Genomic DNA, 19,354 nt, shown 5'->3' with positions numbered 1-19,354 from the left:
CTCCTCCCTCTCAGAACCCGTTGCTCAGGAAGACGCCCCAGCCGACCACCGCGGAGGCGGCGGTCGCGACCGCGCCGCCCGCGCAGGCCAGGGCGAAGATCCGCGGATGGGACACGGGGACCGAGCCCATGGTCTTGCCGGTGCGGCCGTTGACCGCGATGTAGTGCACGTAGGACCCCTTCGCGGTGCGGTGGTAGTAGCTGTAGAGCCACACCGGCACGTACATCGTCACCCAGCGGGTGCCGCGGATGGCGATGCCCTCGCGCTCCCAGCGCACGCCGCGGTCGTACTGGGCGATGGTGGGACGGGCCTTCTCGCGGGCGATCGAGAGGAACTTGTCCTCCACCCGCTCGTCGAGATCGTCGATGTCGAGGTCGCGCCGCTCGGAGGTGAAGCCCGAGAGGTAGTTGGAGTTGAACACCAGCGCCTCACGGGTGTCGTAGGGCTGCACCGCATCGAGGATGTAGTTGGTGGCCTGCGAGGAGTCGGTGCGGTCGTACTGCCGCGATGATCCGGCCGTGAGGTCGTCGACCAGGATGTCGAAGCTGCGGCCCAGCTCGTGGACGCTCGCATCCCAGTACCGCTCGGAGACGGTCCGATCCCTGCTCACGCGGCGCTGGACGGTGTAGGTGCGGGTCGTGATCTCGCCGGTGCCGCGCAGGTCCGTGTGCAGGTTCCCGTCGACCACCATGCAGGGCATGTAGACGCCCTTGACGTTCTCGGGCACGAACTCGCGCACGAAGGCGCGGTTGGCGAAGGTCCTGCGCGAGGAGACGAAGCCCTGGATCTGCTCGACCGCCTGCTCGCGGGTCAGCGTGAAGGGCAGCACCGCGTCGGGCACCGCACCGTTGGGGATCTGGTGGTTGATCGAGAGCACCTGGCGGCACCAGTGGCAGCGGGCCTGCAAGGTCTCGTCGGACTTCACGACGACCTCGGCCCCGCAGCCCTGGCACTTGATGGTGACCATCGCGTCGCCGGCCTGGACGTCCTGGGCACCGGACGCGACGTTCTCGCCGCTCAGCTCCTGGATCGGGGTGTCGAGCCGGAAGGCCCGCTCGGCGTTGTCCTCGTTCCACGCGTGACGGCAGTACGAGCAGACCAGGGCACGGGACTCCACGCGGTAGTGGATGTCCGACGAACCGCAGCGCGGACACTTGTCCAGACCGTGCTTCTTGCCGCGGTCGGTGTCGATGATCCGTTCGTCGGGCGCGGGATCAGAGGCCGGCTGGGCAGGCTCCGCCGGCTGGGCAGGTCGCTGCTCCGCGGACCCGGACGGGTGCGCGGGATCGCCGGGCGGCTGGCTCATCGCGGCTTCCCAGGTTCCCTGGCTCGCTCGTACCGGGGCCCGGTCAGAGCCCCAGCGCCTTCTTCTTGGCCGCCTCGTAGTCCTCCTCCGAGATCAGCCCCTGGTCGAGCATCTGCTTGTACTGGCCGAGCTTCGCGACGGGGTCATCGGCGGGGGCCGCCGGCGTCTCCTGCTGCTCGCCGCCCTGCTGGTTGCCGCCGCCCTGCTGCTGGTTCCCGCCGAAGCTGACCCCGGGAGGCGTCTGCTGCTGTGAGGGCTGGACGATGCCGCCGGTCGCGTTCATGCCCATACCCATCATGGTGAGTCCCGAGCCGCCGCCGTTCTCGCCGGCGCCCTGCACGCCCCGGGCGACGGACTGGTTCATGAAGGACTGCGAGCGGTTGCCGGAGAGGGCGTCGGCCTTCTGCACGTCGTTCAGCAGGGCGCGGGTGTTCTCGTCGTACTCGATCGAGGCGATCGCGACCTTGACGATCGCGAGCCCGCGGTCGCTGGCCCATCGGTACTCCTCCTCGACGACGGCCGCAAGGGAGTGGGCGAAGCCGACCGCGTCGGACTGGATCCGGGTGATGCGGTTCCCCTTGTCGGGGTCGTTCGTGTAGCGCGAGAACGCGGCGGCGAGCGAGGACACCACCTCGCGGAACAGCTGGTTGCCCGCGGGGTTGTCGGGGTCGGAGAAGTCGAAGACGCCGCCGTTCTCGGTGATGAAGGTGGCGGGCACGTAGTTGTGGACGAACAGCAGCGGGTCGAGGATCCGCATCGTGTAGGAGCCCCGTGCGAGCGCTCCGACCTGCGCGTTGAGGTACGCGTCGTCCCAGTAGATCTCCGACTGGGTGCCGAAGCGGTTGTCGGGGATCTCCTTGAGGTTCACGAAGAACGCGAGCTGCTGGGAGGTGGGGCGGCCACCGAACTTGAAGCGCTCCCAGCTCATGCCGACGGTCGAGGACATCACGTCGTCGCCCGCGAAGACCGACTGCGAGTCGGTCGAGTCCCCCCGGAACTCGTACCCGCCGGCCTCGGTGATGAAACCGGTCGCCTTGCCGTCGACCACGGTGATCAGGCCGTACCCCTCCGGCACGAGGATCCGTGAGCCGTTGGAGATGACGCTCTGGGAGCCCCGGACGTTCGAGCCGCGGCCGGCGTCGGTGCCGCGCGGGACGGCAGGGAACAGGGCCGCCGTCGCCGGCAGCCCGTCGGGCACCGTCAGGAAGTCCTTCCACTGGTCGGCGAACATGCCGCCGATCGCGCCCTTGAATGCCTGGATGAAGCCCATGCTGATCTCCTTCGTCCCCCGGGAGGCCGGTCGTCATGTGACGCCGACCATGCTATCCGGGCAGCTGGGGAGCAGCTGGGCTCAGACCGAGAAGACCTGTCCCGTCTCGACGCCATCGACCGAGCGCACGATGGCTCGGGCGGCCTCGGAGACCGGGGTCTGCGGGAAACCGGGGAAGCTCGAGTGATAGCCGGTGGCCTCGGCGATGACGCTCGGGCTGACGGTGTTGATGCGGATGCCGCGCGGAAGTCCAGCAGCGGCGGCGATGGCGAAGGAATCCAGCGCACCGTTCGCCGCGGAGGCGACCGCGCCGGTCTCGATCGGCTCACGCGAGAGGACACCGCTGGTCAGCGTGAAGGAGCCACCGTCGCGCACGTGGGGCGTGGCGATGGTGACCAGGCCGATCTGGCCGAGGGCCTTGTCAGCGATCCCGTCGCGGAAGTCCTCGAGGGTCAGCTCGTCGAGGGGCTTGAAGGGGACGACACCGGTGGTCGCGACGACCGCGTCGACGTCTCCGATGCGGGCGAAGAGCGCCTCGATCGAGGTGGGGTCGGTGAGGTCCACTTGTTCTCCGGTGCTGCGCGAGGCACGGATGATCTCGTGGCCGGAGGCCTCGAGAGCAGAGGCGGCTTCGCTGCCGATGAGGCCGCCCGCGCCGACGACGAGGATGCGCTTGCCCATGGTGGTCAGTCCTTCCGGAGGGTGAGGTTGGAGTCGTGGCGATGCTACGCGGGCATGCCTGTGCGAGGGGCACGGTGACGTGCCCCTCGCGGTGGGGGGTTTCGTGGGCGACGACGAGGTCAGAACGGCGGGGGTCCGACGTCGGTGTCGGTGGGTCCGGATGGCCGGTGGGGCGACGGGGAATCGGGATCCGGCTCCGGTTCCGGGCAGGCGTGGGCGAGGAACTGGCGCCAGGTGACCTCGTGCTCGATCATGCTGGGCCTGGTCCACGCCTCGTGAACGGTCGCCGGATCGGGGGCGTCGGTCCTGCGGGGAGGCGCGGCAGCCGCCTGGTGCGTCGCGAGGCGCCGCTCGAAATCCTCCCAGACCTCGATGAGCTCGGTGGCGACCTCGGGGGTCAGCAGGTCGGCGTCGTCCTCCCGGAAGACCGTCACCTGCTCGCGGATGCTCCAGCGGGTGCCGCGCCGTCCGGTCGGTGAGTCCTCGGCGCTGATCCGCTCGGGGTCGAGCAGTCCCGCGGTCTTCATCGCGTGGTGGTGCCAGCACAACAGGTGCAGGTTCTCGATCTCGGTGAGGCCACCGGCGCGCGGGTCCTCGTGGTCGTACTCGACGATGTGGTCGGCCTCGCTGGCGGCAGAGGTCGAGCGGGCGCACCCGGGCACCGCGCAGGAGCGGTTGCGCAGGCGCAGGTGCTCGAGCATCGACTGCGTCGGCCGGTAGGTGGTGGGCTTGAGCGGCAGGAACTCGCCGTCGGAGGGGTCGGTGAGCACGCGGTGCCAGTCCGGGCAGGAGCCGGCGAGGTCGCGGGCCATGTCGGCGGGGATCGGGGTGCCGTCCTCCATCGTCGCTGGAACCTCGTCACCGCCCATCAGGGTCAGGAACGGGACCATCACGTTCAGACGGAAGCGGCTCGCGGGGACGTCGACTCCGTGGGCGTCGAGGGTGGCGCCGTGGGCGAGGTGGTAGCGCAGGAGGTTCAGGGAGAGCGGCATCCCTTCCCGCTCGACCTGCCCGTCGGGATCACACGGGATCTCAGTGCCGTCGCGCAGGGCCTGGCGCTGCGCGTCCTGGACGGCGCGCGCGGTCTCGTCGAACCGTCGCGAGAGGGCCTGGATCTCCGGGACCGGGCCGATGATCCGCAGGCAGGCCGTACCCGCGGCCTTCCCGGGAGTCACCGTCATGCGGCGCCTCGCCTCGGGCTCGAGGTGGGGAGGTCGTTCGCGGGCGGAGAGGATCGTGGCGACGAGCCGGTTCAGCTCCCTCGTGAAGGTCTCGGGGGTGATGCCCAGGGCCCAGGTGCACACGGTGGTGTCGACGAGGAACATCTCCTCGTCGGTGAGGTCGCGGGTGCGCTCGAGGAATCGGCGGAACCAGTCCGCGGGGAACTCGCCCTCCTCGAGGGCCCCCGTGCAGCGAGGGAGCAGGTGGATCGCGCGGTGGGCGTCGCGGACGCGATCACGGGCCGCGCCCAGGGTGCAGCGCAGCGAGGTCGCGACGGCGAGGTCCTCGGCCTCCACCTCGAGCTCGTCGACCTCGGGGCAGTCGCGGTCCATCCAGGAGGGCGCGAGCATCAGGAAGCGACGGGCGAGGGCACAGGACTCCTCGACGCCGTCGTCCCAGAGATGGTGCACACGGTCCACGACCTCGATGTCCGGGCGGATCGCCACCCGGCGCGGGGCGGACTCGCGGGTGAGCGGTTTGGTGGCGGTCACCCGTCGCAGAGGCTTCACCCCCTCGGGCAGCAGTCTGTCGGCCTCGGCAGGGTCGGGTGCGGCGAGCTTCTCGCGCTGGGCGGGGGTGAGGGTCTCGAGCTCGTCGAGGATCGCGAAGACGGAAGGCTCCACGGAGATGTCGAGGGCACCCTGGCAGGTGTCGAGCTCGTTCTGCGCCACCATCCTCACCGCCTTCCCTCATCGCCGTTGATGCCGAGGTCGTGACGACCTGTTCGGTGAGATCTATTTTATGGGAAGGAATGGCGCGCGACCAGAGCAACAACAGACTTTGTGGATAACTCGAAATGGGGAGGAACTCTGGACTTGTCGGCACCGCTCGGCTTCATAGCGCCCACCCCCACAACGCGCAGCCCCGTAGCGCCCGACGAAGCTGCGCACACAGCGTCGCGCCGACCCCGGACCCGATCGACCCTCATTCCCCAGGGAACATCGCCACCCTGAATTACACAAGGCGCCGAGAAATCTCTTCCCTTCGATTATTCCATCCGGAGAATTGTTTTCTCCTACACGCGGAACCCGAACCGCGCGAGGTCCTTCTTCCGCCCCGAGTCCTGCAGCGAGAGCAGCTCGGCGTAGATGCCGCCGGAGCTCGCGAGCTGCTCGGGCGACCCGATCTCGTCGACGTGGCCGTCGCGCAGGGTGACGATCGTGTCGACGTTGGCGATGGTCGACAGACGGTGGGCGATGATCAGCGAGGTGCGGCCCGCCATCAGCTCGTCCAGGCCCGCCTGGACCTGCCGCTCCGCCTTCGTGTCTAGGGCGGAGGTGGCCTCGTCGAGCACCAGCAGCGGGGCGTCCTTGAGCATCGCCCGGGCCACCGCGATGCGCTGGCGCTGCCCGCCGGAGAGCCGCAGTCCCCGCTCGCCGATCACCGTGTCGTAGCCGGCCGAGAAACGCTCCACGAAGCGGTCGGCGTTCGCGCGACGGGCGGCCTCGCGGATCTCCTCGTCGGTCGCATCGGGCCTGCCGTAGGCGATGTTCTCCCGGATCGTGCCGGAGAACAGCGAGGCGTCCTGGAAGACGACGCCGACGTCGCGGCGCAGCTCGGCCAGCGGCAGGGAGTCGATCGGATGGCCGGCGATCTCGACGCTGCCGGTGCGCGCCTCGTACAGGCCCAGCAGCAGGTTCACGATCGTGGACTTGCCGCCGCCGGACTCCCCGACCAGGGCGACCTTCTCCCCTGCGCGGACGTCGAAGCCGATGCCGTGCAGGACGTCCTCGTCCTTCTCGTAGGCGAAGCGGACGTCGCGGAAGGCGATCATCGGGGCGTCGGGAACGGGCTCCGGGAGCGGGTCGGAGTCGCCGTGGGACTCGATCACGTGGGGCGTGCGCGGGTCGACCGGGGTCTCCATCACCCGGAAGTAGTCGCGCGAGCCCGCGATCGCCCGCTGGGAGGCGTCGATGACCCAGCTCATGGACTGCACGGGGTCGCGGGCCATGTTCATCAGCTGGATCAGCAGGACCATCTGCCCGAGCGAGAACTGCCCGCGCGCGGTGAGCACGAAGATGATCGCGTAGATGACGAAGAAGATGAGGTTCAGGACGCCGCGGCGCAGCACGTCCATGCGATGCCAGTGGGCCGACTGCTCGCGGGTGAGGTCGTCTGTCGCCTCGAAGCGGGAGCGGAAGCCCGAGAGCTCCGAGCCCTCGCGCACGAAGGACTTCACGACGCGGATCTGGCCGATCACCTCGGCGAAACGTCCACCCGCGTGGTCGACGTGCTCGTTCTTCTCCCCCTCGATGCGCTGCCACTTCTTCGAGGTGAGCGCCGTCAGCCAGACGTAGACGGGGAAGATGATCAGCAGCAGCACTGCGAGCGGCCAGAAGTAGTAGGCCGAGATGACCAGCACCGCGAAGGTGGTGATGAGCATCGTCGCGAAGGCGTTCGAGAAGGTCTTCGCGAAGGCGGAGATCTCGGCGATCGAGCGGTTCAGGCGCGAGACGATCGTGCCGGTGAGCTCGGTGTCGAACCAGCGCTGCGGCAGGGCGAGCAGCTTGTCGAAGTAGCGCACCGAGAGGATCGTGCGCAGGCGGTTGCTCATCCGGTCGCCGAAGTAGCCACCCACGTTGGACAGCACGGTGTTGGCGAGCTCCGCCAGGAGCAGGGCGAAGGCGAGCCACAGCACGGTGCGGGTCGCGGATCCCGCGGTGATCTTCCCGCCCACGGCGTTGCTGACCACGTCGGTCGCGTGCCCGATCAGGAACGGGACGGCCAGGCCGGTCCCCGCCGTGACGACGGAGCAGGCGATGATCAGCAGGTAGAGAGGGGAGAGCTCACGGGTGAAGCGCACGATGCGCAGCAGGGACGACACCCGTCCACCCTAGGGGCGGGGTGGGACGGGGCGGATCGGGATCCGCTGCGGGCGTAGCGGCGGGGCGCTACCGTCCCGGCCGACGCTCGGCCCCGGGATCGCGGCCGACGCCGATCAGGCGAGCCAGCGTCGTCCGCTCCCCCGCCCGACGTCGACGCACCAGTCCGGTGGCGACGGCGTACGGCACGAGCATCACGAAGCCGACGGCGCTGGTGAGCAGGATGGCGACCACGATCTCGCCGTGGTGCTCCGCTCCCCGCGCGACCAGCAGGGCGGCCGCGATGTTGCGCTGGCTGGTGAGGATGCCGGGACCGTCGGGCACCCGCAGGGTGGGGCCGGCCTGCTCGCCGGCGATCCGGCCGGCGACGAAGGCGAGGGCGATGATCCCGATCGCGACCAGCAGCGAGGGCGAGAGCAGGAGGTCCAGCACGAACCCCGAGTTCGCACCGAAGCCCGAGAGGAACATGAGCACCGCGGCGACGGCGGCGACCCCGCCCGCGATCCTCCCCAGCTGCTCGGCGCGCTGCGGCAGGGCACCGGCGATCCCGATGCCGATCACCATCGGCGCGAGCATCGTCCCCAGCAGGAGCCCGGCCACGGCGAACGCGTCCACCTGCACGTCGCGCATCAGCAGCGGGACCACGATCGGCATGTAGAGGACGGTCCCGACCAGCAGCACCGCCATCGGACCGGCCGACTCGTCGAAGGGGATGCGCGCCATGGCGCCCAGCTGGAGGACGAACGGGGCGCCGGCCGCGCACAGCACGATCACGAACCCCTCGGAGACGGCCGACGGGACCCAGGGGCTGAGCATCCAGACGATGAGGGTGCCCACCGCCGGGACCACGATGAAGTTCGCCATCAGCACGGCGATCACGCTGCGACGGTCGCGCAGCTGGCGGGCGAAGGTGTCCACGGGGGTGCGCAGCCCCATCGAGAGCATGCTCGCGATCGCGAAGGCGGGGACGGCGACGGCGATGACCAGCTGCAGGAGATCCTCGATCGCGCTCAGCACGGGTTCAGCGTATGCCCGCGGCTCCCCACCCTCACGGACGCAGCAGCGTGTGGAACTCGCTCAGCGTCCCCTCGAGGTCGATCGAGGGCTCGAGCAGCCACTGGATCTGCAGACCGTCGGAAGCCGCGATCAGGAGCGCCGCGATCCGGGCGGCATCGACGTCGCCCCGCAGGTCTCCCGCCTCCTGCTCCTCGCGGACGCGCTCGACGAGCGATGTCCGCACGGTCTCGAAGCGACGGGTGAAGTACTCCCGGGCCTCGGTCGAACGGGACTCGAGGGAGGCGGCGACCAGCGTCGAGTAGAGCTGGACCAGGCCCGGCACCTCGAGGTTCTGGACGGCGGAGGTGACCATGACGTCGACCGCCGAGGTGGGCTCGAGGCTGTCGGGGTCCTCGTGCCGGGCGGTCTCGCTGTGCTCGTAGACAGCGACCAGGAGCTGCTCGAGGGAGTCGAAGTAGTGGCGCAGCGCGGCGTGGGAGACGCCGATCGCCTCGGCGATGCGGCGCAGGGAGGTGCCGTCGGCCCCGCGCTCGCGGAACACCTCGATCGCACGGTCCAGGATCTGGCGCCGCCGCGCCATGCCCTTGGCGTAGGCGCCCGGTCGGCCGATGGTGGGCTCCCCGGCGGGCACGGCGGTCTCCTCGGTCGTCATGGCGACCACCGTACGCCCCAAAACCTCCACCCGGTACTTTTCGTGCTAGCGTGACCGCGACCGCACGTCGAACCCTTCACCGCACTTCGACCACATCAATGGAAGGCAGGGCATCGTGGCTCTCCCCCTCGGCTCCGTGCAGCTGTACACCCTGGCCCAGCAGTTCTCCGACGACATGGGCGGCTCGCTCGACAAGCTCGCCGCGATCGGCCTCAGGAACGTCGAGGCCTTCGACTTCGTGCGCCGCCCGCAGGAGATCCGCTCCGCGCTCGACGCCAGCGGACTGGCCTCCCCGACCGGCCACGCTCCCCTGCTCTCCGACGAGCTCTGGACGCCGGACGGCTCCATCCCCACCCCGGCCAACGAGGTCGTCTTCGAAGCGGCCGCCGCCATCGGCATGACCACCGTCATCGACCCCTTCGTGCCGGTCGAGCGGTGGACCACGCAGGACGGCGTGAAGGACATCGCCGAGCGTCTGAACGCCGCCGCGGAGACCGCGAAGGGCTTCGGGCTGAGCGTCGGCTACCACAACCACGCCCAGGAGTTCCTCGCGGACTTCGAGGGCAAGAGCGCCTACGAGTACATGGTCTCCCTGCTCGACCCGAGCGTCGTCATCGAGCTCGACCTGTTCTGGGCCCTCGCGGGCGGCCAGGACGCCGTCGAGCTGGTGCAGCGACTGGGTGACCGCCTGGTCGCCGTCCACGTCAAGGACGGCGTGGTCCCGCCCTCGAACCCCTTCGCGCCCGACGCGCCCTCCTTCGACTCGGCGAGCCTGGACCAGCGCCACCCCGGCGACGGCGACGTGCCCACCGAGCCCGCGCTGAAGGCCGCCGGCGACTCCCTGCAGTACGCCGTCATCGAGTACGACCACACCCCCGGTGACGTCTTCGAGGACGTCGCCGCGAGCTACGCGTTCCTGCGCGAGGGAGGTTTCATCGCATGAGCAGCCCCATCGGCATCGGCTTCATCGGCGTCGGCGTCATCTCCGACACCTACCTGGAGAACCTCGCCTCCTTCCCCGACGTGGACGTGAAGATCCTCGGCGACCTCGACGTGGAGCGCGCGAAGTCCCAGGCGGCCAAGCACGGCGTGCCCGCCGCGGGCACCGCGCAGGACGTCCTGGACCACCCGGACGTGCAGGTCGTGGTCAACCTGACCATCCCCGCCGTGCACGCCGAGGTCTCCGCGAGCGCGATCGCCGCCGGCAAGCACGTGTGGACCGAGAAGCCCCTGGGCCTCGACCGGGAGTCCACCGCCTCCCTACTGCAGGACGCGGCGGCCCGCGGCCTGCGGGTGGGCTGCGCGCCCGACACCGTGCTCGGCCCGGGCTTCCAGACCGCCAAGCGCGAGATCCTCAAGGGCACCATCGGCACCCCGCTGTTCGCCCAGACCTCGATGCAGTGGCAGGGGCCCGAGGTGTTCCACCCGAACCCCGGGTTCCTGTTCGCCAAGGGCGCCGGCCCGCTGCTGGACATCGGCCCGTACTACATCACCGCCCTGGTGAGCCTGTTCGGCACCGTGAACACGGTGGCCGCGATGGGCCTGCGCGCGCAGCTCGAGCGCCGCATCCAGGTGGGCGACCGCGCCGGGGAGACCTTCCCCGTCGAAGTCCCCTCCACGCTCTCGCTGCTCACCACCTTCGAGGCCGGCCAGCAGGCCAACTCCCTGGTCAGCTTCGACTCGCCGCTCGCCCGCCAGGGCATCGTCGAGGTCCACGGCACCGAGGGCTCGATCTTCCTGCCCGACCCGAACATGTTCGAGGGCACGATCAGCTACGTGCGGCCCTTCGAGTCCTTCGGCGAGGCGCCGCCCGTCCAGGAGCGCATCGACATCCCGCAGGAGGGCACGGTCACCGGCCGCGGCCTGGGCCTGCTGGACCTGGTGCGCGCGATCGCCGAGGACCGCCCCCACGTGGCCAGCGGCGAGCTCGGCTACCACGTCCTGGACGTCATGCTCTCGGCGGAGGAGTCCGCCGCCAGCGAGGAGTTCGTGACCGTGGAGAGCTCCGTGAGCGAGGTGCCGACGGTCCCCGTCGACTTCGATCCCTTCGCCGCGACGCTCTGAGGATCGCCGCGCGACCTACAACCACCCGTTGTCGGTCGCGCGGCGCACTGCCTCGGCGCGGTTGGCGACGCCGAGCTTCCCGATCGCACTCGAGATGTGGTTGCGCACGGTGCCCTCGGAGAGGAACACCCGAGCGGCGACGTCGGCCGTGGACCCGCCGACGGAGCAGGCGCGCAGCACCTCCGTCTCCTTGGCCGACAGCGGGTTCGGGCCCGCGGCGAGGGACTGCGCCGCGAGCTCCGGGTCGACCACGCGCAGCCCCTGGTGGACACGGCGGATCGCGTCGACCAGCCGGTCCACGGGGGCGTCCTTGACCATGAAGCCGTCGGCCCCGGCCTCGAGGGTGCGCCGCAGGTAGCCGGCGCGGCCGAAGGTCGTCAGCACGATGATCCGCGTGCCCGACCCCCGCAGGCGCTCGGCGGCCTCGAGACCGTCGGCAGGGCCGGGATCGCCGTCCGGACCGGCGCCCGCGGGCATCTGGACGTCCAGCAGCAGCACGTCGGGATGCTGCTCGGCGACCAGGGCCAGCGCCCCCGCGCCGTCGGAGGCCTCGCCGACCACCTCCACGTCGGCCTCGAGACGCAGCAGAGCCGCGAGGCCCGAGCGCAGGAGTGCCTGGTCGTCGGCGAGCGCGATGCGGATCGGGGCGGCGGGCGTCTCAGCCACGGCGGGCTCCTTCGTCGAGCGGGCGTCGGGCGTCGGCGTCCGCGTCGGCGTCGCGGGCATCCGATGCGAGCCGGGCCGTGAGCACGGTGCCGGTCCCTGAATCGGTCTCCTCACCGGAGAGGACCGTGAGCTCTCCCCCGCCCTCGGCCACCCGGCGGGCGAGTCCGTCCAGGCCTGAGCGGGAGCGGCCGCGCGGGATGCCCACGCCGTCGTCGGCCACGCTCACCGAGCAGGGTTCGACGCGGATGCTGCAGCGGGTGGCGCGGGAGTGGCGCACCACGTTGGTGACGGCCTCGCGGATCACGTAGCCGAACAGCTCGGCGCGGGCGTCGTCGAGGTCCGGGAGGGCGGCGGGGACGTCGGCCTCGATGCCCGCTGCGGTCAGCACGCTGCGGGCGGAGGCGATCTCGGTCGCCGCGCGCACCTCCTGCATGCCGCTGACGGTCGCACGGACGTCGGCCAGGGACTGGCGGGAGATCCGCTCCACCTCCGCCATCTGCGCACGCGCCGCGTCGGGGTCGGTCGCGGCCAGGCGCTGGGCGAGCTGCGCGGAGACGGTGATGGTGGTCAGCGAGTGGCCGAGGATGTCGTGGATGTCGCGGCCGATCCGCTCGCGCTCGGCGGCGACGGCGAGGACGGCATTGCGCTGCTCGGCGCGGGCCAGGCGTTCGCGCAAGATCTCCCGCTCGATCCCGTAGCCCACCCCCAGGGAGATCAGCAGCCCGACCACCGCGAGGATGATCGCCGTCCACTGCTCGAAGAGCACGGCGCCGCCGCAGACCAGCAGCGTGATCGGCAGGACGACGGCGCGCGCCAGTTTCCACGGCAGGGCGATGGTGTGCGAGATCTGCACGAACATCACCATGTACAGCACGTTCGAGCCGATCACGAGCGTGAGCAGGGCGAGCACCACCCACATCACGCCGATGTAGCCGACGCCCACCTCGGTGCTGAAGCGCTTCATCCCCGGCAGGTAGAGGAACATCGCGCTGAACACGAGCGCGAGCACGATGATCGCGAGGGTGCGCAGCACGCTGGGCGCATTGAACGCCGGGATGATCACGAACAGCATGAACAACAGCGAGGGCGCCGTGTACCACATGGCACCCGACTCGATCCCGGCCCGGTGCAGGCCCCGCGGCGTGCGGGGGTAGGGCTCGTCGGGCCTGGTCACGGGACCCGCCGTCGTGGCGTCCCGCAGGCGCCTGCTCCTGCTCTCGCTCATGGCCGGTCTCCTCCCGGTGCGATTCTGTCAGCATCCCCTGCCGTGCGGGCGCGGTTGCTCAGCGCCGGGACGCGCTGCGGGCCGCACGGCCCAGTAGCAGGGCGGCCACGACGGCCAGGCCCAGGGTCCAGGCGGCGAGAGTGACCACCCCGCGCACCGGGAGGTCGTCTCCCACGATGCCCCAGGTGCCGAGCTCCCCGACCCAGTAGGTCGGGGTGAAGCGGGAGACCGTCTGCAGCCAGGACGGGAACATCTCGTAGGGGAACCAGAGGCCGCCGGCGACGGCGAGCAGCATCATGCCGATGGTGGTCGCGGCGCCCACGGCGCTGGGCTTCAGGGCGAGGCCCACGACGAGTCCCAGCAGCACCAGCGGCAGCATCCCGACCCAGAGGGCGAGCAGGGAACGGACCGCCTCGAGGGCGCTGAGGTCGACCCCCGCGAGCAGCACCCCGGCGGCGAAGACCCCCAGCAGGGCCGGCAGCACGATGACCATCGCGGCGACCATCTTGCCGATCACGAAGCTGCGCGGGGTCAGCCCTGCGACCATCAGCTGACGCAACCAGCCGTTGGTGCGCTCGAGCTGGATGATCGCTCCGGCGTTGACGGCGGCGCCGAGGCCGCCGTAGGCGGCCATGCGCACCATGATCAGGGTGCTGACGCTCTCGCCGCCCTCGATCTGGGAGCCGAAGATCTGGTGGAACATCAGGAACATCAGGATCGGCAGCGCGACCGTGAAGAAAACGAACATGCCCTTGCGCAGGGTGATCGTCGTGGACGAGAGCGCGAAGCGGGCCGTACGGGCGAGCTGGCTCGCCGGGGCCCCGCGGTGGGGGTGGACGCGTGCGGCGGGCTCGGCGTCGGCGAGGGCCGAGGGGACGGGTGCGGTGGTCATCGGGTGCTCCTTCGGGGAACGGGGTGGAGAGCGGATCAGTGGCCGGTGAGCTCGAGGAAGGCGTCCTCGAGGCTGGGGGTGCTCACGCCCACGTCGTGGACGAGGCCGCTCGCGCCGGGGCCGCCCTCGGCGAACAGGGCGCGCAGCGTGGCGTCGGAATCGGAGGTCGCCAGGCGCAGCCGGCCGTCCTCGAGCAGGTCCACGGCGGTGACCCCGGGGAGGCGGGCGAGGCCGTCGGCCCGGCCCGTGTCGTCCACCGCCAGGGTGATCGCGCGGCCGCCGATGCGCTCCTTGATCTCGGTGCCGGTGCCGTCGGCGACGATGCGGCCCTCGTCCATGACCACCACGCGTCCGGCCTGCTGATCGGCCTCCTCCAGGTAGTGGGTGGCGAAGACGATGGTGCGGCCGCCGGCGGCGACGTGTCGCATGCGCTCCCAGAAGCGCCGACGGGTCTCGACGTCCATGGCGACCGTCGGCTCGTCCAGCAGGATCACCTCCGGGTCGGGCAGCAGGGCGAGGGCGAAGCGGACGCGCTGGGCCTCGCCGCCCGACAGCTTCGAGGTGCTCCGGCGTAGCAGCGGGGCGATGTCGGCGCGCTCGATCACCTCGCCCAGGGGCAGAGGGTGCGCGCAGACCCCGGCGACCAGGTGCAGCATGGCGCGCACCGGGACGTCCTCGAGCAGGGCGCCGTTCTGGAGCATGGCGCCCACCAGCCCCTGCTGGGCGGCGAGGACCGGGGAGGTCCCGAGCACCTCCACCGTGCCGGCGTCGGGAGTGGTGAGCCCCAGCATCATCTCGGTGGTGGTGGACTTGCCGGCGCCGTTGGGGCCGAGCAGCGCGAGGATCTGGCCACGGGGGACGGTGAGGTCGAGGTCGTCGACCGCCGTGAGGGAGCCGAAGCGTCGGGTGAGTCCGGTGAGGGCGAGGGCCGGGGTCGTCTCGTTCATGGGTCCAGACTCGTCGAGGAGCGAGCCGCTCCCCCATCCTCCGCCGTCACGACCCGGGGATGACAGCTGTCATGGGGTGCCGGCGCTGGCTAGGCTTCCCCTGTGCTGATCCGCGACCTGCGCCTGCCGGGCGCCGACCCGAGCTCCCACCCCGCCCCGGTCTCCCTCCGGGCGGAGGACGGCCTGATCACCGCGATCGGCGCGGACCTGAGACCGCGCGACGGCGAGGAGGTCCACGAGGCCGCCGGCGCCCTCGCCGTCCCGGGCCTGTGGGACCACCACGTCCACGCCGGGCAGACCGCACAGGGCTATTCGCGCCTGGACACCGCGGGCCTCGCCTCGGTCGACGAGGTGCTGCGCGCGGTCGCCTCCGCGCTGACCGAGCGGGAGAGCGCCGGGACGCCCCAGGAGCGCCTCGAGGCCCTCGTCGGCTTCGGGCACCGGCTCGTGGACCTGGCCGGGGAGCCGACGGTCGCCGCGCTCGACGCCGTCTGCGGCCCGGACCTGCCGGTGGTGCTGATCGGAGGGGACGCCCACCACGCCTGGATGAGCTCGGCCGCGCTGCGCGGGCTGGGCCTGGCGCCGCGACGCGGCATCGTCGCCGAGGACGAGTGGTTCGACGCGGTCGTCCACCTCGACGACCTGCCCGGGGTGGCCCGGCGCCTGGAGGCCGGGATCGTGCAGATGCAGGAGGATGCGCTCGCGAGCGGCATCGTCGGCATCACCGACATGGAATGGGCGACGAACTGGGAGCTCTGGCAGAGGCGGTCGCCGCGGATCCGCGTACGCACCGCGACCTACGCCTCGGGCCTGGCGGGGGTGCCCGGGCCGACGGGAACGCCGCTCGGGGACTCGGGGCTGGTGACGATGGGGCCGCTCAAGGTCATCGCCGACGGCTCGCTCGGCTCCCGTTCGGCCTACTGCCGCCACCCCTACGCCTTCTCCGGCGAGACCGGTGCGGAGCCCCTCGGCGGCGGGTACGGCGTGCTGAGCCCGATGGCCGAGGACCTCGCCTCCCTGCTGGAACAGGCCGCCACCCGGGGGCTCGAGGCGGCCGTCCACGCGATCGGCGACGCCGCGGTCTCCCTCGTGCTCGACGCCTTCGCCGCCAGGGGCGGTCGCGGCGGCAGGATCGAGCACGCGCAGCTGCTGGCCGACGAGGACGTGACCCGGATGGCGGCGCTCGGGATCCGGGCCTCGGTCCAGCCCGCGCATCTGCTGGACGACCGCGACCCCACCGAGGACGTGTGGCCCGAGGACACCGCCTGCGCCTATCGGTTCCGGGACCTGCTGGATGCCGGCGTGCCGCTCCTGATGGGGTCGGACTCCCCCGTCGCCCCGGTGGATCCGTGGCTGGCGATGTCGGCCGCCGTCCACCGCAGCGCCGATGCGCGGGAGGCCTGGTTCCCGGCCCAGCAGCTGCAGCCTCGTGAGGCGCTCGCCGCCTCGACGAACGGGATCGCCGAGCTCGCCGTGGGCGGGCCCGCGGACCTCCTTCTGCTGCCCGAGGACGTGTTCGCGCCGGTGCCCCGCGGCGCCGGTGGCCTGATGGAGGAGGCCGCCGCACGGGAGGCCGCGCTGCGGCTGCGCAGCGTGCGGCCGCTCGCGACGGTGCTCGCGGGGACGGTGGCGTTCTCGCGCTGAGGCAGGACCGGGGCGGGGTCAGCCCTGCTCGGCGAGCGTGGCGAGGCGGTCCAGGGACGCCCGCAGGTTCGCCGCAGTGGTCGCGCGGGCGCGTTCCTGGCGCTTCTCCTCGTGCAGATCCGTCCAGTCGTAGGTGTGGATCACCCGGGTGCTGCCCTCGGAGAGGGGCTCGAGGTCCCAGCGCCACAGGTGGCCGGGCGGCTGCTCGCCCTCGGGGGCGGGGAGCCAGGCGATCCGCAGGCCCTCGTCGAAGTCGACCACGTGGTTCTCGCGCACGGCGCCCGTGGTCAGGGTCGTCGAGAACACCTCGCCCACCCCGCGAACCCGCTGTCCGGAGGCCGCCTCGGCGAGGTTGTCGTTGCCGTCCCACTCGGACTGCCGGGCGGGATCGGCGATGAGCTCGAAGATCAGGCCCGCGGGCGCGGCGATCTCCCGGCTCGCGCTGACCACCCGCGGCGTGTCTTCGAGGGCGCTCTGAGGTGCGGTATCGGCATCCGTCATGCCCACAGTGTGCTCCCTGAGGGCCGTGTCCCGCCAAGAGGTCTACAGTGCCGGAATGTGACGGGTCCGGCATTCCCGGCGGACCCGCGTCGACCGGAAGGAGCGTCCCCATGGACACCACGACCACGACCACGGGCTCGGATCCCGTCGCCGCGAGCAGCCCCGCCGAGGAGCTCGAGCTCCGCCGGCTGGTCGGCTACCGCGTGCGCGGCATCGCCTTCGTGCTCAGCCGGTTGCAGATCCGCTTCGAGAACCCCGCGGGATCGGCCGAGGAGCCGCTGCTGGAATGCCTCGCGATGCCGACCGTCAGCCGCGGGAGCATCGTGCTGACACCCGACGACGAGCGCTGGGCGGGTGCGCTGCGCGAGCTGATCGCGCAGGACGTCACCACCACCTACGAGCAGCACGGCGTGGGCCTGCGCCTGGAGTTCCCTTACGCCGCCCTGCGGGTCCACCCGCGACCCTCCGCGCGCGACGGCGTGGAGATCGCGAGCCTCGGCGAGTTCGGCGACGGCGCCCGGCGGGTGTGGACCTCGGGGGCCGACTGCTTCGCCGACCTGCACCGCGAGCTGCACTGAGGGGTTCAGCGTCGACGCAGCGAGCGGTCGGTCGCCGAGAGCACGAGCAGGCCGATCGCCGCGACGAGCATGACCAGACCGAGGTCGTGCATGCCGCCGGTGCTCGCCCGGTCACCGAACAGCAGGCCGCTCGCCGAGGACGAACCGATCGCCCCGAAGTACATGAACGTACGCAGCAGACCCGCGGCCGACCCCACCTGCTCGGGGCGCGCCTGGACGTAGACCGCGTTCTGGTTGGCGAGGTTCACCAGTCCCTGCGGAATGCCGAGCACCACTGCGATCGCGAGCAGCAGCACGATCGGCGAGTCGTCGTGGAGCACCAGCACGAGGGCGCAGGCCAGGATCTGGGCGATCGAGCCCACCAGCAGCTTCTTGCGCAGGTCGCTGCGCCTCCCGGTCAGGGCGACCACGCCGATGCCGACCAGGAAGGTGGGCAGGAGCACGAGCCCGGAGAGCGACGGCGAGAGGTCGCGGCTCTCCTGCATCCACTGCGTGAAGCCGTACATGTAGCCGTAGCTGACCAGGGCCGTGAGGACCGAGCGCAGATAGCTGCGCACGAGCGCCGGTGAGGACCGCAGCATCCGCAGGTCGATGAAGGGCGCGGCGACGCGCAGCTCCTGGACGACGAAGGCGACACCGGCCGCGACCCCCGGGACGAGCAGCCAGAGCCGAGCGACGCTCGGCTGCATGATCAGCAGCAGGACGCTGACCATGCCGATCGCGAACAGGACGATGCCGAGCACGTCGATGCGCGCTCGCGCGGTGCGTCCGGCCGACGGGAGCTCGGCCGACGGCCCCGGGGCCTGCGGCGCCGGGAGGTAGAGGCGGCCGAGCACGAGTCCCGCGGCGCCGAGCAGCACGTTGATCGCGAGCGTGCTGCGCCATCCGCCGATGTCGATGAGCGCCCCGCCGAGCACGGGGCCGATCACCGAGATGGTCTGGGTGGTGATGCTGAGGGCGCTGAGCACCCGGGCGGGACTGTGGACACCCGTCCGCTCGCCCTCCTCGCGGATCAGCCGCATCGCCGAGGGGTAGCCCGCGCAGGTGCCGAAGCCGAGCACCACCCGGGCGACCACCAGCACCCAGATGTTCGGCGAGAGGGTTCCCAGCAGCCCCGCGAGCAGCGTCAGCGCGGAGCCCACCAGGAACATCCGCCGCGCCCCGTAGGTGTCGACGAGCCGTCCCATCAGCGGCTGACCGATCGCGGTGGCGAGGTAGAGGCCGGTGATCAGCCACGTGGTCTCGCGTGCGGGCGCCCCCAGGGCCACGCCGATCGGGACCAGCGCGACGGCGATGATCGAGGAGTTGATCGGGTTCAGGATCGACCCGAGCATCATCGGGGCCAGTAGACGCGGGTCGAAGCGGTCTGGCGGGGAAGGACGGCGGGCGAGTGCCGTCATCGCTCCAGCAGCCTCTCCAGCAGCGTCGTCGCCGCGATGACCTGCTGCCGCTCGGCCTCGGTGAAGTCCTCGACGAACCCCTCCTCGAGCCAGGCCTGTCGAGTGTCCCGTGCGCTCTGCACGTACTCTCGCCCGGCATCCGTGGGCGCGATGATCTGGCGGCGCCCGTCGGTGGGGTCGGTGGTGCGGGCGATGTAGCCGGCGTCGGCCAGGGCGGAGATCGACACGGCCGCCGCCTGCGGGGAGATCCGCTCGACCTGGGCGAGGGCGGAGCCGGTGTCGGCGTCGCCGCGCACGATGCGGGTGAGCGTCGAGGCCTGGGCCGGCGTCAGCTCGGAGGTGCCCGAGACCGCGAGGAGCCGACGCCGCAGTCCCCCGACCACGCCGCGCAGGGCGTGCGCGGCCTCGACGGCCGACTCCGGGCGGTCGGACGAGGTGCGGGGCTGCGGAGTTGCTCCATCCATGTCG

18 protein-coding genes are annotated in these 19,354 nt (G+C 71.4%); 4 read left to right on the top strand and 14 right to left on the bottom strand.

Annotated elements, in window-relative coordinates:
- Positions 1 to 10 precede the first annotated feature (10 nt).
- The 7 genes from DEO23_RS02525 to DEO23_RS02495 all read right to left on the bottom strand — a co-directional run bounded on the left by DEO23_RS02525 (position 11) and on the right by DEO23_RS02495 (position 8,969).
- Positions 11 to 1,306, bottom strand: a complete 1,296-nt coding sequence (locus DEO23_RS02525) for a TFIIB-type zinc ribbon-containing protein (RefSeq protein ID WP_240613172.1) — start codon at positions 1,304 to 1,306, stop codon at positions 11 to 13.
- 43 nt (positions 1,307 to 1,349) lie between these two features.
- On the bottom strand, positions 1,350 to 2,576 hold the full coding sequence (locus DEO23_RS02520) for an SHOCT domain-containing protein (RefSeq protein WP_109274408.1): 1,227 nt from the start codon (positions 2,574 to 2,576) through the stop codon (positions 1,350 to 1,352).
- Between the two features lie 81 nt (positions 2,577 to 2,657).
- Entirely contained in the window at positions 2,658 to 3,257 is a 600-nt protein-coding gene (locus DEO23_RS02515; protein ID WP_109274407.1) for a short chain dehydrogenase, read from the bottom strand.
- Positions 3,258 to 3,376: 119 nt separating this feature from the next.
- Positions 3,377 to 5,152: an HNH endonuclease signature motif containing protein gene (locus DEO23_RS02510; RefSeq protein ID WP_109274406.1), complete on the bottom strand. Its 1,776-nt coding sequence runs from the start codon at positions 5,150 to 5,152 to the stop codon at positions 3,377 to 3,379.
- 341 nt (positions 5,153 to 5,493) lie between these two features.
- On the bottom strand, positions 5,494 to 7,302 hold the full coding sequence (locus DEO23_RS02505; protein ID WP_109274405.1) for an ABC transporter ATP-binding protein: 1,809 nt from the start codon (positions 7,300 to 7,302) through the stop codon (positions 5,494 to 5,496).
- Between the two features lie 67 nt (positions 7,303 to 7,369).
- On the bottom strand, positions 7,370 to 8,317 hold the full coding sequence (locus tag DEO23_RS02500) for a bile acid:sodium symporter family protein (RefSeq protein WP_240613171.1): 948 nt from the start codon (positions 8,315 to 8,317) through the stop codon (positions 7,370 to 7,372).
- Positions 8,318 to 8,348: 31 nt separating this feature from the next.
- Complete coding sequence (locus DEO23_RS02495) at positions 8,349 to 8,969, bottom strand: TetR/AcrR family transcriptional regulator (RefSeq protein ID WP_109274404.1); 621 nt, start codon at positions 8,967 to 8,969, stop codon at positions 8,349 to 8,351.
- Between the two features lie 115 nt (positions 8,970 to 9,084).
- Here DEO23_RS02495 and DEO23_RS02490 point away from each other — a divergent pair, with 115 nt between their 5' ends.
- Both DEO23_RS02490 and DEO23_RS02485 read left to right on the top strand, forming a co-directional pair.
- Positions 9,085 to 9,912: a sugar phosphate isomerase/epimerase family protein gene (locus DEO23_RS02490; RefSeq protein WP_109274403.1), complete on the top strand. Its 828-nt coding sequence runs from the start codon at positions 9,085 to 9,087 to the stop codon at positions 9,910 to 9,912.
- A complete protein-coding gene (locus tag DEO23_RS02485; protein WP_109274402.1) occupies positions 9,909 to 11,033 on the top strand; it encodes a Gfo/Idh/MocA family protein in 1,125 nt (374 codons plus the stop codon). The genes DEO23_RS02490 and DEO23_RS02485 overlap by 4 nt, the downstream gene beginning before the upstream one ends.
- Before the next feature lie 15 nt (positions 11,034 to 11,048).
- Here the strand turns inward: DEO23_RS02485 and DEO23_RS02480 are convergent, their stop codons facing one another.
- Genes DEO23_RS02480 through DEO23_RS02465 form a run of 4 tightly spaced genes read right to left on the bottom strand, consistent with a single transcriptional unit; the run spans position 11,049 to position 14,763 of the window.
- Positions 11,049 to 11,699: a response regulator transcription factor gene (locus DEO23_RS02480; RefSeq protein ID WP_240613170.1), complete on the bottom strand. Its 651-nt coding sequence runs from the start codon at positions 11,697 to 11,699 to the stop codon at positions 11,049 to 11,051.
- Positions 11,692 to 12,924 carry a sensor histidine kinase gene (locus DEO23_RS02475; RefSeq protein ID WP_109274400.1) on the bottom strand — a complete coding sequence of 411 codons (1,233 nt, stop codon included), beginning with the start codon at positions 12,922 to 12,924 and terminating at the stop codon, positions 11,692 to 11,694. Before DEO23_RS02475 ends, DEO23_RS02480 begins: the two co-directional genes overlap by 8 nt.
- Before the next feature lie 58 nt (positions 12,925 to 12,982).
- A complete protein-coding gene (locus DEO23_RS02470) occupies positions 12,983 to 13,816 on the bottom strand; it encodes an ABC transporter permease (RefSeq protein WP_109274399.1) in 834 nt (277 codons plus the stop codon).
- A 35-nt stretch (positions 13,817 to 13,851) separates the two neighbouring features.
- Positions 13,852 to 14,763 (bottom strand): ABC transporter ATP-binding protein, encoded by a 912-nt coding sequence (locus DEO23_RS02465; RefSeq protein ID WP_109274398.1) that lies wholly within the window; start codon positions 14,761 to 14,763, stop codon positions 13,852 to 13,854.
- Positions 14,764 to 14,865: 102 nt separating this feature from the next.
- Between DEO23_RS02465 and DEO23_RS02460 the strand changes: the two genes are divergently transcribed.
- Positions 14,866 to 16,407, top strand: a complete 1,542-nt coding sequence (locus DEO23_RS02460; protein ID WP_109274397.1) for an amidohydrolase — start codon at positions 14,866 to 14,868, stop codon at positions 16,405 to 16,407.
- A gap of 18 nt (positions 16,408 to 16,425) precedes the next feature.
- Here the strand turns inward: DEO23_RS02460 and DEO23_RS02455 are convergent, their stop codons facing one another.
- Positions 16,426 to 16,908 (bottom strand): SRPBCC family protein, encoded by a 483-nt coding sequence (locus tag DEO23_RS02455; protein WP_109274396.1) that lies wholly within the window; start codon positions 16,906 to 16,908, stop codon positions 16,426 to 16,428.
- A gap of 110 nt (positions 16,909 to 17,018) precedes the next feature.
- Between DEO23_RS02455 and DEO23_RS02450 the strand changes: the two genes are divergently transcribed.
- Positions 17,019 to 17,486, top strand: a complete 468-nt coding sequence (locus DEO23_RS02450; RefSeq protein ID WP_109274395.1) for a hypothetical protein — start codon at positions 17,019 to 17,021, stop codon at positions 17,484 to 17,486.
- A gap of 5 nt (positions 17,487 to 17,491) precedes the next feature.
- Here DEO23_RS02450 and DEO23_RS02445 read toward each other — a convergent pair whose 3' ends face one another.
- Together DEO23_RS02445 and DEO23_RS02440 are read right to left on the bottom strand one after the other, a co-directional pair.
- Positions 17,492 to 18,886 (bottom strand): MFS transporter, encoded by a 1,395-nt coding sequence (locus DEO23_RS02445; protein ID WP_205678820.1) that lies wholly within the window; start codon positions 18,884 to 18,886, stop codon positions 17,492 to 17,494.
- The gene (locus DEO23_RS02440; RefSeq protein WP_109274393.1) at positions 18,883 to 19,350 is read right to left on the bottom strand and encodes a MarR family winged helix-turn-helix transcriptional regulator; all 468 of its coding nucleotides are present in this window, start codon (positions 19,348 to 19,350) and stop codon (positions 18,883 to 18,885) included. The genes DEO23_RS02445 and DEO23_RS02440 overlap by 4 nt, the downstream gene beginning before the upstream one ends.
- Positions 19,351 to 19,354 lie beyond the last annotated feature (4 nt).

It is taken from the genome of Brachybacterium endophyticum, assembly GCF_003130585.1.
Classification (GTDB): domain Bacteria; phylum Actinomycetota; class Actinomycetes; order Actinomycetales; family Dermabacteraceae; genus Brachybacterium; species Brachybacterium endophyticum.
This window is presented reverse-complemented; position numbering and strand designations above follow the sequence as displayed.

Bases quoted from the DNA above. Each gene is read 5' to 3' on its own strand.
- DEO23_RS02525 (WP_240613172.1), bottom strand. From the start codon at position 1,306: ATGAGCCAGCCGCCCGGCGATCCCGCGCACCCGTCCGGGTCCGCGGAG.
- DEO23_RS02520 (WP_109274408.1), bottom strand. From the start codon at position 2,576: ATGGGCTTCATCCAGGCATTCAAGGGCGCGATCGGCGGCATGTTCGCC.
- DEO23_RS02515 (WP_109274407.1), bottom strand. From the start codon at position 3,257: ATGGGCAAGCGCATCCTCGTCGTCGGCGCGGGCGGCCTCATCGGCAGC.
- DEO23_RS02510 (WP_109274406.1), bottom strand. From the start codon at position 5,152: ATGGTGGCGCAGAACGAGCTCGACACCTGCCAGGGTGCCCTCGACATC.
- DEO23_RS02495 (WP_109274404.1), bottom strand. From the start codon at position 8,969: ATGACGACCGAGGAGACCGCCGTGCCCGCCGGGGAGCCCACCATCGGC.
- DEO23_RS02485 (WP_109274402.1), top strand. From the start codon at position 9,909: ATGAGCAGCCCCATCGGCATCGGCTTCATCGGCGTCGGCGTCATCTCC.
- DEO23_RS02475 (WP_109274400.1), bottom strand. From the start codon at position 12,924: ATGAGCGAGAGCAGGAGCAGGCGCCTGCGGGACGCCACGACGGCGGGT.
- DEO23_RS02470 (WP_109274399.1), bottom strand. From the start codon at position 13,816: ATGACCACCGCACCCGTCCCCTCGGCCCTCGCCGACGCCGAGCCCGCC.
- DEO23_RS02465 (WP_109274398.1), bottom strand. From the start codon at position 14,763: ATGAACGAGACGACCCCGGCCCTCGCCCTCACCGGACTCACCCGACGC.
- DEO23_RS02455 (WP_109274396.1), bottom strand. From the start codon at position 16,908: ATGACGGATGCCGATACCGCACCTCAGAGCGCCCTCGAAGACACGCCG.
- DEO23_RS02450 (WP_109274395.1), top strand. From the start codon at position 17,019: ATGGACACCACGACCACGACCACGGGCTCGGATCCCGTCGCCGCGAGC.
- DEO23_RS02445 (WP_205678820.1), bottom strand. From the start codon at position 18,886: ATGACGGCACTCGCCCGCCGTCCTTCCCCGCCAGACCGCTTCGACCCG.
- DEO23_RS02440 (WP_109274393.1), bottom strand. From the start codon at position 19,350: ATGGATGGAGCAACTCCGCAGCCCCGCACCTCGTCCGACCGCCCGGAG.